The sequence below is a fragment of the Shewanella sp. SG44-6 genome (assembly GCF_014164185.1).
Taxonomy (GTDB): domain Bacteria; phylum Pseudomonadota; class Gammaproteobacteria; order Enterobacterales; family Shewanellaceae; genus Shewanella; species Shewanella vesiculosa.
The window spans coordinates 1-11,857 of sequence record NZ_JACJER010000137.1; the positions used below are offsets into that span (position 1 = coordinate 1).

Annotated in this window: 12 protein-coding genes; 9 read left to right on the forward strand and 3 right to left on the reverse strand. The window is 39.9% G+C overall.

Translation table 11 applies throughout. The annotated features are described in order from the left end of the window. Nucleotides 1–33: 33 nt before the first annotated feature. Both H5185_RS18465 and H5185_RS18470 read right to left on the reverse strand, forming a co-directional pair. The gene (locus H5185_RS18465) at nt 34–1,251 is read right to left on the reverse strand and encodes an HD-GYP domain-containing protein (protein ID WP_182742823.1); all 1,218 of its coding nucleotides are present in this window, start codon (nt 1,249–1,251) and stop codon (nt 34–36) included. Nucleotides 1,252–1,823: 572 nt separating this feature from the next. Then, nucleotides 1,824–2,705, reverse strand: coding sequence for a LysR family transcriptional regulator (locus H5185_RS18470; RefSeq protein ID WP_182722816.1), 882 nt, complete (start codon nt 2,703–2,705; stop codon nt 1,824–1,826). Between the two features lie 85 nt (nt 2,706–2,790). On the opposite strand from H5185_RS18470, the gene H5185_RS18475 reads away from it, so the two are divergent. The 7 genes from H5185_RS18475 to H5185_RS18500 all read left to right on the forward strand — a co-directional run bounded on the left by H5185_RS18475 (nt 2,791) and on the right by H5185_RS18500 (nt 8,630). Then, nucleotides 2,791–3,216 (forward strand): PACE efflux transporter, encoded by a 426-nt coding sequence (locus H5185_RS18475; RefSeq protein ID WP_182722817.1) that lies wholly within the window; start codon nt 2,791–2,793, stop codon nt 3,214–3,216. A 174-nt stretch (nt 3,217–3,390) separates the two neighbouring features. After that, nucleotides 3,391–3,519: a hypothetical protein gene (locus H5185_RS23080; protein ID WP_259395266.1), complete on the forward strand. Its 129-nt coding sequence runs from the start codon at nt 3,391–3,393 to the stop codon at nt 3,517–3,519. 456 nt (nt 3,520–3,975) lie between these two features. Beyond that, nucleotides 3,976–5,079, forward strand: a complete 1,104-nt coding sequence (locus H5185_RS18480; protein ID WP_182722818.1) for a flavin reductase family protein — start codon at nt 3,976–3,978, stop codon at nt 5,077–5,079. A gap of 4 nt (nt 5,080–5,083) precedes the next feature. Then, nucleotides 5,084–6,139: an acyl-CoA desaturase gene (locus H5185_RS18485; RefSeq protein WP_182722819.1), complete on the forward strand. Its 1,056-nt coding sequence runs from the start codon at nt 5,084–5,086 to the stop codon at nt 6,137–6,139. Nucleotides 6,140–6,262: 123 nt separating this feature from the next. Next, entirely contained in the window at nt 6,263–6,721 is a 459-nt protein-coding gene (locus tag H5185_RS18490; protein ID WP_182722820.1) for a DUF2127 domain-containing protein, read from the forward strand. Nucleotides 6,722–7,189: 468 nt separating this feature from the next. Next, on the forward strand, nt 7,190–7,660 hold the full coding sequence (locus tag H5185_RS18495) for a Dps family protein (RefSeq protein WP_182742824.1): 471 nt from the start codon (nt 7,190–7,192) through the stop codon (nt 7,658–7,660). 187 nt (nt 7,661–7,847) lie between these two features. Then, nucleotides 7,848–8,630: a hypothetical protein gene (locus H5185_RS18500; RefSeq protein ID WP_182722821.1), complete on the forward strand. Its 783-nt coding sequence runs from the start codon at nt 7,848–7,850 to the stop codon at nt 8,628–8,630. 94 nt (nt 8,631–8,724) lie between these two features. Here H5185_RS18500 and H5185_RS18505 read toward each other — a convergent pair whose 3' ends face one another. Next, nucleotides 8,725–9,309 carry a TetR/AcrR family transcriptional regulator gene (locus tag H5185_RS18505; protein WP_182697214.1) on the reverse strand — a complete coding sequence of 195 codons (585 nt, stop codon included), beginning with the start codon at nt 9,307–9,309 and terminating at the stop codon, nt 8,725–8,727. A gap of 455 nt (nt 9,310–9,764) precedes the next feature. Here H5185_RS18505 and H5185_RS18510 point away from each other — a divergent pair, with 455 nt between their 5' ends. Both H5185_RS18510 and H5185_RS18515 read left to right on the forward strand, forming a co-directional pair. Next, nucleotides 9,765–11,099: a sensor histidine kinase KdpD gene (locus tag H5185_RS18510; RefSeq protein ID WP_182722822.1), complete on the forward strand. Its 1,335-nt coding sequence runs from the start codon at nt 9,765–9,767 to the stop codon at nt 11,097–11,099. Between the two features lie 73 nt (nt 11,100–11,172). After that, entirely contained in the window at nt 11,173–11,712 is a 540-nt protein-coding gene (locus tag H5185_RS18515) for a response regulator transcription factor (RefSeq protein WP_124015992.1), read from the forward strand. Nucleotides 11,713–11,857: the final 145 nt, after the last annotated feature.

Below are 11,857 nucleotides of genomic sequence, written 5' to 3' on the forward strand. Positions count from 1 at the left end.
GGCTAAGTTTTTCGGTTAATTTCTTTGTTGGGATTAGCCTTCTTGCGCCAGGTATTCAATAATTTGTTCCATGTTCAGATTAAAATCATCAGCACGCACACACTTTACAATTAAGTCATCAGTGACGGTTGCCAAATCAATTTTTTTATCAGATGCAAAATGATCCGGTTTTAGATGATAAAAGGGTTTCACAAGAGGACGTATTGGATCTTGAGGATTATGGCCTTCAACGATAGCCAGCCTATTTGATTCAAGTTGTACCACAGAGCCAACAGGATAAACTCCCATACAGCGAATAAATTGGTCGACTAAATCTTTATCTAATTCATTGTTGTCTGCTAACGCACGTAAAATACTAAAGGCTTTTACCTGAGCATAGCCTTGTTTGTAGCAACGATGAGAAGTGAGCGCATCGAAAATATCACAAATGCTGATCATACGGCCATAAAGGGTAATTTTATCAGCCGTTACGCCGAACGGGTAACCCAAACCATTGAGTTTTTCATGGTGTAGGCTCGCCACTTCTAAGCTCAGCGCACTGATCCCAGGAGTATTTTTCATGATCTCAATAGAGTAACTGGCGTGAGTTTTCATAATATGAAACTCTTCTTCAGTCAGTCTATCGGGTTTGTTGAGAATGCGATCGGGGATCATGATTTTACCAACATCATGTAAAAAAGCCCCGATGGCCAGTTGATTAACAATCTCTTTGTCGATTTTCTTGTATACGGCAAACATCGTCATGAGTACTGACACGGACACTGAATGCTCAAGTAAATATTCATCTTTATTACGAATATTAATCACACATGATAAGGCATTGGGATTATTAAAAATTAAATCTGTTGATTCTGTGGTAATTTTTTCTACCGGATCCATGTCTAACGGAAGACCGTGCTGCGCATTATTAAACAGCTTTTTTTGAATGTCTTTTGACTCATTGAATACTTGGCGCGCTCGTACTATTTCTTGATTAAAGAAATTTGCTGTCACATCGGTGCGCGCAGGCGTGACTTTTCGAGGCGCTTGAGGCTTAGGCACATTGACCTTAAGATCAACTTTTTCGACAATAACTTCACTTTTACTGGTATCAATGAGCAGCTTAGTAACCGACTTTTGTTTTAATGCTTCGATAACACGCTTGCTTTTAATCACACCAGGCTTAGTTAATGAAAACATGTCTTTAGGTTCAGTGATTTCAACTACATACATTCCAACATCAACGTCAGTAATGTTATGTTCAATCAGCATATATCGGTTCCTTGGGTATTTATTTGCATCAAAGATAAATCAGTTACTCGGTATTTATTCATACAGCATTGCATAAGATAGTTCATTTAACATTGTAATATAAGCAAAAATGCTAACAACATCAGCCTGTAGCACAATCTTTAGCTCAATCTTTAGCATGATATTGTTCAAAAATGCTTGTGCAGTTAATCAACAATGTGGCCGGAGTACTATTTGGATATTATGCCTAATTAGCCGTGAGGTCCAATGGCTTTGAACAATCGTTATTTAATCGTGTTATTTTAGCCCGATTTATAGAGTTTATACCGTTAATACAACCCTTTAAATACAGGTGTGAATATTGGCTAATGGCAAATTAGTCTGAATTAACACACTGGTAATGTTCAACAATAGAGATTCTGGTCATTGAGAAAATAACGCTATGCTAAGAGTTAACAATCTTAGCTAAATATCATAAATGATTTGAGTCGCGTGAAACCTGTACGTTAACCCTTGGGCATACATCCATATATCGCATATTTTCGCTTATGCTTTAGCATAAACATTAGCCGATATTGTATATTTTATTAATATTAAGGCGTTAGTAATTGCCGTAATGAGTGCCTTAGCTGTTTAAATACTGGTTCGCTGCTATAGCGATGGTGCTGAATAACATCGACATTTGCTTGCCAACCAATTTCTTTAAATTCAGAGGGCAACAGTACTAATTGGCCATTATCTACATAGCTTTTGGCAATATGATTAGGCAGCAAGCACCAACCATGTCCCTGTAATGCCAGTTCAAGTAAAATATAATAATTGTCGGCATACCAAACATCTGGACTAATGGCTAACTGAAAGCTACTGGATTTGGTATTACGTGAGCGCATCAATAATTGGCGGTGCAGCTTTAAGCTGGCTAAGTTTTCACATACTTGTTGTGCTAGCGCATGGCTACTGGCGACATACATATCAAACTTAATTGAGCCAATGGATTCAAAATCAATTTGCGTTGGAATAACCAGTTCACTGAAAATAATTCCAGTGACGGCTCGGTCAGTGTCAATCATATCGATAATATCAATGCTTGAAGCGGTTAAAAATTCTAAGGTGACATTTGGGAAATTTGCTTCTAACTCATTAATAATATTCGACAGTTTTTGCAGTGGAATGCCTTCATCTAAGCCAATGGTTAACTCTGAAAGTGTTTGCTGTTCTAAGGTTTGGGCGCAATAGCGTAAGCGTTGATGCTGCGCTAATAAGACTTGGGCATGTGGCAACAGCTTTTTACCGGCCGAGGTTAACTGCGGATATCGTCCACTACGATCAAATAAGCTAGCGTTGCAGTCTATTTCGAGGTTTATCACATGCTGGCTGACCACCGACTGCGCTTTATGTAAGGATCTTGCAGCAGAAGAGAAAGACCCAGTTTCTACTGTCGCCACAAAGGCCTCAAGTTGCTCAATACTATACATATCGCTTTTCCCGATGCTATCCAACTATTATGTATCCCTATTCTGGATGACAATAGTTGAAAGGTCACGATATATTGAGTCTATTATGCAAGGTAAAGAAAGAGTGTTTCAGGCGATAACGTTTGAGCTGCTGGCAATGGCGCTTATTGTGCCGACAAGCGCGTTAATGATGAAGCAAGAGGCCAGCGATATGTTGGTTGTGAGTATTGGTTTGTCGTTATTTGCTATGTTATGGAATTACATTTATAACGTGTGGTTTGATAAAATAGTTGGTCCAAATAGGATTGAAAGAACGTTACTGATCAGGATTATGCATGCATTGTGTTTTGAAGGCGGCATGTTGTTGGTCACTATTCCATTAGTATCATGGTATCTGTCATTAAGCCTTATCGATACCCTGATATTAGAAGCTGGAGTGTTGATTTTTATTTTAATTTATACCGCGGTCTTTAATTGGCTTTATGATATATATCAACCGTATCAAAAATGGTTTGCTAATTTTGCTCAATAATTTGGTTTATTAAATTGGCTCAATAATCGTTAACTTATATTACTTGTATAAACTAATGATTACCTGTGTGGTCTATTTAATACCTAAGCGGAGTTTGTTTATATTACTGTCATGACTATTGTCATGATCACAGTGCCATCTTAGCCCGTCAATAATTATAAGCTGGAAGTGAATGTGAAACATGACTGCCTAGGTTGCACATCTTATTTACCCACATCCGTTCGCTGGGGTTATGGCTGGTCGTATCCTAGAGATTACGGCTCGTTAACTGTCGATGAGCTTAAGCAAGTTGAGCAACTGTAACAACCCTTATTAATATCACCATTCTAGTTCAACTCAAGAGGGGCAATATTTGGGGCTACCTAGCCAAGATGATACATTTGCATTTTTAAGCTTACACGCGAACATTATTTGTGTTTTCTTGAGAAAAAGTAAGCGATTTTTTTCTTCGTAACCACTCAGATGTCTCTGGTTTTTAATATCACTTATCGGCTAGTGTTAACATTTTAGACCGATTAACTTACGCTTTGCAGCTTATTACTTTCAGCTGGTTATTTCAGTTTTTTAATTGATGCTATGCCTTTTATAAACCCATCATCAACTCAGTCCGCTTAAATTCATCCACGGTCATGAGTGATGTTGTACCATCCATCACGCTATATTAGGCTTAAACGATATAGTTAACATGGCTACTTGCACCACAATATAATTTAAGAGTACAATTGTGCGCTGAAATTGAGCTAACACTTGTGCGCTAAAATGAATCTATTGACCCGACTTAACCAAGTCACCGCAAAAACCTTATTCCATACTGACTCTCTTGGCAGTTATTTCGAACCTATTATGCAGCGCATAAAGCCAGCTTGGCGCACCCATTGTTTTCGCGCCCAGGTGTTGGGGCATCAATTACTTCGTGCCGATGTTGTGCAACTAGACTTGTCTGCAGATAAAGCCTGGCCGCAAGCCATAGCAGGCCAGCACGTGTTATTGACGGTAGAAATTAATGGCCGTTTAATGACCCGACCTTTTTCAATCTCCTCTGCTCCCGACCAGTCCCATAGCCAATACCCTAAAAAGCGCGTGATTCGTTTAACCATTAAGACCCATGTTGACGGTGCTTTTACGGCAAAATTATTGGCGAATATTACCGCGGGTAGTTACGTCAATTTAAGTGCGCCACAAGGTGAGTTTGCAGTAAGTGACCGTATCCAACCATCAACACCATTATGGTTTGTGGCGGCTGGGAGTGGCATTACGCCATTTATGGCGATGCTAAACCAACTGGCGTTGCTACCACAACAACCACAAAATCCCATTAATTTGGTTTACTTTGCCAAGCCGGGTGAGCATTTGTATGTTGACGAACTCATGGCGTTACAGCAGCAGTTAAACCAATTAAAAGTGCAATTGCTTATTCGTAAAAATGGCGACAATTTAGCGGATGCTCTGAGTGACTGCACCGTGCAAAGCCAAGTGTTGGTATGTGGCCCAGGCCAGTTTAAGCAGGATGTTGATCGCCAATTAGATGCCATTAATCACCCGTTAAAGCAGCGGCAAGCGGAGTATTTTCAAGCTCCGGTTATGTCGCAAACACACAGCGGCGAGCAGCATATTCAGTTAACCCAGCGTGGTAAACAAACCCAGCTAACATTAGCAACCAACAACTCTTTACTCAATGGCTTAGAGCAACAGGGGATCAGTGCTAATTTTGGTTGCCGTATTGGTGTGTGCCATCAATGCCAGTGTATTAAAAAATCTGGTGTGGTGAGGAATATGCGTACCGGTGAGATATCACAGCAAGGTGAGCAATTAATTCAATTATGTATTTCTCAGGCGGTGACGCCACTTGAGTTGGAACTGTAAAGTGATGAATAAGAATATTAATTTTGATCTGTTAGCTAACGAGTTAGATGAGTTGAAACGTCAAACGTTAACCGAAGTTGGCACAGCCGATGCGGCCTATATTCGTAACGTCATTGTGTGGCAACGAGCTTTAGAGTGGGGCGGGCGTGTGTTATTGATGTTGGGGGTTATTCATCCACTCTGTTGGATTTTGGGTGTGTTGAGCTTAGCCAGTGCCAAAATTCTCGACAATATGGAAATCGGTCATAATGTGTTGCATGGACAATACGATTGGATGAACGATCCTCATATTAACTCGCGTCAGTTTGATTGGGACATAGCCTGTGACGGTAAAAGTTGGCAACGGATCCACAATTATGAGCATCACACTTATACCAATGTGATTGGTAAAGACCGAGATTTTGGTTATGGTTTGTTGCGTTTGTCGAATGACTTTTCCTGGCGGGTTAAAAACCTGTGGCAATTTCTCACTTACCTAAATTTAAGCATGCTATTTCAGTGGGGAGTTTCTTATCATGAACTCGCCGCAGAACGTGTTTTTATGGGCAAAAAGAAACAAGACCGTCCATCAAAAATTGATCCAAGCGAACTGAAACGACGTTTTTTTAGTAAAGGTGGTAAACAATTATTCAAAGATTATCTGCTATTTCCCTTGCTCGCGGGGCCGCTATTTTTGTGGGTGCTATGTGGTAACTTAATCGCCAATTTAATTCGTAATTTATGGACATCGACTATCATATTTTGTGGTCATTTTACCTCAGATGTTCATACCTTTAGCCAAGCTGAGTGTGAAAATGAAACTCAAGGTCAGTGGTATTATCGCCAGGCATTAGGTTCGTCGAATATTCTCGGCGGCAAATTATTTCATATATTCACTGGTCATTTGAGCTTTCAAATTGAACATCATTTGTTTCCCGATCTGCCATCGTCACGCTATCAGCAAGTGGCGCCAAAAGTGCAAGCTATCTTTGCCCGTCACGGTATTGCTTATCATACGGGACCTTTTTTACGTCAATATAGTCAAGTGGTTAAACGAATACTGCGTTATTCACTACCTTAAATGATCTTCAGGTTAACGGCTAAGCACTTCAACTGAAGTGCTTTTTTATCGGTAAAATAGTCATTGGCGTCATTGTTGTGAGCCGCTAATATAGGCTAATCGGTTTAGAGTGGATATGCGAAAATGATAGCGTCAGGCAAAGGTGTACGTGCGGTTGCGGTATTAGAAGCCAGTAAAGGAATGTTGGCTTTATTGGTTGCTATCGGCCTGCATGCATATGCTGGGCAAAACCTGTCGGCGCTGGCAACACAATGGATGACTCATCTGCACTTAAATCCTGCGAGTCACTATCCCGGTATTTTTATTTCGGCCGTTAGCGCAGTATCACCATCGAGTTTAACGTTAATGGCAATAGGTGCTGCAGCATATACCTTAATTCGTTTTATTGAAGCTTATGGTTTATGGCATAACTTACGCTGGACTCAATGGTTCGCGTTGGTCAGTGGCGCGATATATCTGCCTTTAGAGCTTTATGAAGTGGTTAATCACTTTAACTTAATGAGTGTGGTGGTGCTGATAATTAATCTACTGGTGGTGGGATATATGTATTTGGTGTTATTTCCTCGTCGCGTTTCAATATGAGCTGTATTTCAAATTTTTTATAAAGCGATTAAGTTGAACTATTAACATAAATTAATCGTTGAGAGTTGATCCTTTATATCATGATGTTAGTATAAATACATTAGTAACGTTAACGATGAGTTAGCCATAGCGCTATTCATCAACAGTAACTATATGGTGTGTAATATATTGTTAAGGCATCTGTTAAGATGTTATTGGTTTATTTTTAAATGAGACCTTTTAAAAAGAGACCTATGAGTTGAGTAATAGTGTTAATATATAGACTCTATTTATAGGTTTAACAAATAGGTTTGATACTATACACTGATGCAATATTATATTAGTTAAGTTGGTATATGCATTAAGGCCAATATATTGTTATTCGATTTTATGCTTATTTTATTAAGCGACTTATGAATAACGTGTATTCACCATTTATACAAATGCTGTAATGTTATGACTAATTAATTCTACTTTGAGAGGAATAAAATGACAGACATCGATATTGGTATAAAAAAAGACGACCGACTAAAAATTGCTGAAGGCTTAAAAAGTTTATTAGCAGATTCATATACACTTTATTTACAGACTCATAATTTTCACTGGAATGTAACAGGTGTACACTTTCGTGAGTTACGCCTGATGTTTGAAGAGCAATATACTGAGCTTGCGGTGGCTGTTGATGATATTGCTGAACGCATTCGTACATTAGATGTAGCAGCACCGGGGACTTACAAAGAGTTTGCTCGTTTAAGTTCAATAAAAGAAGTTGAAGGTGTACCAAGTTCTGCAGATATGGTTGATTTATTAACCCAAGGCCATGAGCAAGTGGTTAAAACATCCCGACAAGTGCTTAAATTAGCTCAAGCGGCTGATGATGAATCAACCGCTGCATTAGTGTCAGACCGGATGCGCATACATGAAAAAACTGCATGGATGTTAAGGGCTACACGTAAGTAAGCTGCTGTATGAGATCAACCGCTTCTGGTTGGCGTTATATCGCTAATAAAGGCTAATAACTTGCAGTAAAATCAAACCGCTGTCTTTGCTACAGCGGTTTGTTGTTTTTGGCTTTCGGATACGAAATTTATCGATCTCAATAGCCAAAAACGATAATCTAGCGTTTTGATTTTTTGATGATGCTATTGTGACCGATAAAGCCCTTAATAAACTTGCTAAGCATTTATATGCTCAGCGTGGTATTCCTCATCCTGACTCAAACTATTTAGCCTTTGTGCCCCAAAGTATTGAACAGGCTATTGCTGTCCAACAATTGATGATAACTCAACATGACACTATTGCGGGTTGGAAATGCCTAGTTCCGCAAGCTAATGGTCAGTTAATTGTTGCGCCAATATTATCAACAGCAGTGAGCCAGACTATTGATTGCGGCATTATACCCAGTATTAAAGACGGGCAGCCAACCGCGCTGATAGAGCCTGAAATTGCGTTTATTTTAGGTCAGGACATTGAGCCTTATCGCCATTACAGTAATGATGACATTGACCAAGCTATTAGTGCTACACACATGGCTTTAGAATTGATTCAAAATCGTTTTAGTCGTGAGATACAACCCAGTTTTTATCAAAAACTTGCCGATGGCTTGAGCAATCAAGGTCTGTACATAGGTCCAAAAATAGACACTTCTATTGCTTATCAAGCCAGCCATATTGAGGTGGTGGTCAGTGACGGTGAACGCACCGCAAGATTACAGCAATTTTCTGGGGTACACCCTTGTGAATTACCCCAAAACCCTGTGTATTGGTTAATTAATTACTTAGCAAAATTGGGCATTAAGCTCAGCGCTGGTCAAGCCATTATCACGGGTTCATATTGCGGTGTTGTCAAAGTCCCCATGGCAACAGAAGTGAATATTGAATATATAGGTATCGGTCATTTTAATATCAAGTTTTATGACTTACTTGCCTAGTGGAGTTGCTGGCGGATTTAAAGCTGTCGTTAAATAATACGACATATTTTTGTTATCATTTGTTAAAAATTAAAAAAGCGCTCAAGGCGCTTTTTTAACTTTCTAATTGAATAAAGAATTCTTCTAGTTCTCTGTTTACTGTGTCTGTATCGCCGGTGGCTTTGAGATAAGATCGTAAACCAATAATGTGCACTTGTAGCTTTTTCGCCACTTGAGATTTATCTAATTTGCTTGGTAAATCACCATCATGCTGAGCTTTTTCTATGATACTGGCAAAGCGATGCTCAACTTGAGTCAGCAGATCTTTAGCTATGTTCAGTGTTTCTTGATGAGATTCATCGAGTTCAGCTAAAGTGCGCACAACCATGCATAATTCGCTTGGCACTTCTGCACAGCAAGGCACGATAATACTGCGTAAATATTGCTTAAATCCATTCCAGGCACTGTCACTTTGGGCTATTTTTTCATTTAAATCACCCGTGGAGGTTTGCACGTAATGAATCAACGTTTGGTGAAATAAATCGGCCTTACTACCGAATGCGGCATATATGCTGCCAGGCCGCATATCCATGGTAGTTTGAATTTCTCGGGTCGAAGTCGCCAAAAAACCTTTTTGCCAAAATAGATTTTTTGCTTTTTCAAGTACTTCTTCACGATTAAATTTGGAAATATTAGCCATTAGTGCCTCTTTTAGTTAGATCACTATTTTACGACAAGCCGGTAACCTAAGGCCAGCCTATTGTGCTAAATATTAATTATAAAGCGTAACAGTTATCTATTGTTAACCCTAAAATAGACATCATACAAGTGACTCAATACAGCCATTGATGCGTGTTATCATTTAGCGTTTTTATCGTTAGCATGGATCAAGTTAACGTTAAACAGCAGTAATTCATTTATAATAAATGACTTCAATATTATGTTTTGTCGTCATTATCTGCTCACTTATTTCAAAGGTGAGGTTAAACTTGCTTGCCAATAATCACGTCAGTGTGTTGTTGTGAATTAAATGGTCAATATTGGCATCACAATGGTGAAATAGTTTGATAAAGTGATCTGCTATTATGGCAACGTCAGAATAGTGGCAGCAGGGGATTGAGCTGAATATATCATCAACATTAGGATCGCAATAGTATGGCAAATGTGAACATGCCTTTTAACGCAAGTCAGCAACAATTGGCCTTACTACGACTGGTTAATTGGGGTTTAAAAATTGGGCTGATCTTGTTTGCCACAGACTTATTTGGGTTAACAACTCCTCCAATAGCTTTATCATACGTGTTAATTATTGAAGCTTGTTATGTTGGCTTTAGTTATCGTTTTCATCGACTGAGCATGAACAACAATGGTTTGTTGTTTTTAACCTTATTGTTAGACACTTTGTTTTGGGCAACCTGGTTATATTTTACCGGCGGGGCGACCAATGCTTTCGTATCATTACTGTTATTACCGATAGCTATTTCTGCCATTACCTTGCCTCGTTGGGCGCCTTGGTACTTAACCATAGTATCAACCGCATTTTATACCTTAATGATTGTCGATATTTCAGATGAAATGCGCGATCCCGCTATGGCCCATGACATGAGCCAAATGCCAATGACCCATACGATACAAGCCAATCAGGCTATGCCTGTAAGCCACAGTATGGATATGGGCTCGCACTATTTAGGCATGTGGTTTAATTTTGTGATTTCTGCATTGGTGTTAACGGTTACCGTAGGTTTTATCGCCAAACGGATACGCCAAAAAAATGCAGAGCTACGCTATTTACGCGAAGCCCAGTTACGCCAAGAAAAGATTTTGGCGTTAGGCACCGCATCAGCACAAATGGCTCATCAGCTGGCAACACCATTGGCAACATTACGCTTATTGGTTGATGAACTGTTCGAATCGGCCAATGATGCTGAACAAACAGAATTGATTAGTGAGATGCAACAAGCGCTTAATCGATGTGAAGTTACCTTAAGCGATTTACGCCTCGCCACAGAGTCGATACGCGAGCATAAATTAACCCACCAACCGGTTAATCAGTTAGCTGATATGTTGATTGACCAAGTGAATTTATTAATGCCAGAAACTCAATTAAACATCACCTTAACGCCACAAGTCGAGCAGGGGATCTTATATACCGACATGAGCTTATTACCGGCGTTAATGGCCCTGATCCAAAATGGCGCTCAGGCGAGTCAAGATAACCAGCACTCAGCCGTTGTTGATATCAATATCAGCCTGTCACAGCCACAAGAATTGAGCATCACTATTCGCGATTACGGTGTCGGCATTGCTACTCATTTGCTTCATACCTTAGGTAATAATATGGTAAAAAGCCCCAAAGGGATGGGCATCGCGGTATTATTAAGTCACACCAGTTTTGAGCGTTTAGGCGGTAAGTTATACCTTAAACCGCACCCAGACTGTGGCACCGAAGCCATAGTGACATTACCGCTTAGTGTACAAAAAGCGAGTTGAAGCTATTTTAACGAATAGAAGCGAATCGAAGTAAACAGAAGTTGAAATAAAGATAAGCTGGATTGAGATCACCATGAACAAGCTATTGATTATTGAAGATGATTTGGCCCTAGCTGCCATTTTAGCCCGCCGCCTCGGCAAGCATGGGTTTGAGTGTAAAACCTGCCATCACGCCAGTGATAGCTTATTAATGGCAAGGCAATTTGTGCCCACCCATATCGTGTTAGACATGAAATTAGCCGAACATAATGGCTTGTCGTTAATTAAACCCTTAAGACAACTTTTACCCCAGGTACACATGGTATTGCTCACTGGCTTTGCCAGCATCGCCACCGCCGTCGAAGCCATCCGCCTTGGAGCAGACAATTACCTCGCTAAACCCGTCGATACCCAAACGTTATTAAATGCATTATCCGTCTCGGCTGAAACCACAACCACTTATGATGATATTGAAGAACAGCCACTTAACCCCAAGCGCGTTGAATGGGAACACATTCAACAAGTGCTCGCCAACAACAATGGCAATGTATCAGAAACCGCACGACAATTGGGTATGCACCGCAGAACCTTACAGCGGAAGTTATTGAAAAAGCCTACGGCTGATAATCGGTAAGAAAGGTGGCTAAACCAAGTGTCATATATGGACCCACCCGTTTTGCAAGTGATTTCGAAGCGTTGATAAACAAATTCATTGCCTTCATATATCCGGCTTGTGAACCGGGTGTTTTATATACCCGCAGCCCTAATGCAATTAGCTA

Excerpts from the sequence above, each read along its gene's own strand:
- H5185_RS18465 (WP_182742823.1), bottom strand. The coding sequence starts at position 1,251 with ATGCTGATTGAACATAACATTACTGACGTTGATGTTGGAATGTATGTA.
- H5185_RS18470 (WP_182722816.1), bottom strand. The coding sequence starts at position 2,705 with ATGTATAGTATTGAGCAACTTGAGGCCTTTGTGGCGACAGTAGAAACT.
- H5185_RS18475 (WP_182722817.1), top strand. The coding sequence starts at position 2,791 with ATGCAAGGTAAAGAAAGAGTGTTTCAGGCGATAACGTTTGAGCTGCTG.
- H5185_RS18480 (WP_182722818.1), top strand. The coding sequence starts at position 3,976 with ATGAATCTATTGACCCGACTTAACCAAGTCACCGCAAAAACCTTATTC.
- H5185_RS18485 (WP_182722819.1), top strand. The coding sequence starts at position 5,084 with ATGAATAAGAATATTAATTTTGATCTGTTAGCTAACGAGTTAGATGAG.
- H5185_RS18490 (WP_182722820.1), top strand. The coding sequence starts at position 6,263 with ATGATAGCGTCAGGCAAAGGTGTACGTGCGGTTGCGGTATTAGAAGCC.
- H5185_RS18495 (WP_182742824.1), top strand. The coding sequence starts at position 7,190 with ATGACAGACATCGATATTGGTATAAAAAAAGACGACCGACTAAAAATT.
- H5185_RS18505 (WP_182697214.1), bottom strand. The coding sequence starts at position 9,309 with ATGGCTAATATTTCCAAATTTAATCGTGAAGAAGTACTTGAAAAAGCA.
- H5185_RS18510 (WP_182722822.1), top strand. The coding sequence starts at position 9,765 with ATGGCAAATGTGAACATGCCTTTTAACGCAAGTCAGCAACAATTGGCC.
- H5185_RS18515 (WP_124015992.1), top strand. The coding sequence starts at position 11,173 with ATGAACAAGCTATTGATTATTGAAGATGATTTGGCCCTAGCTGCCATT.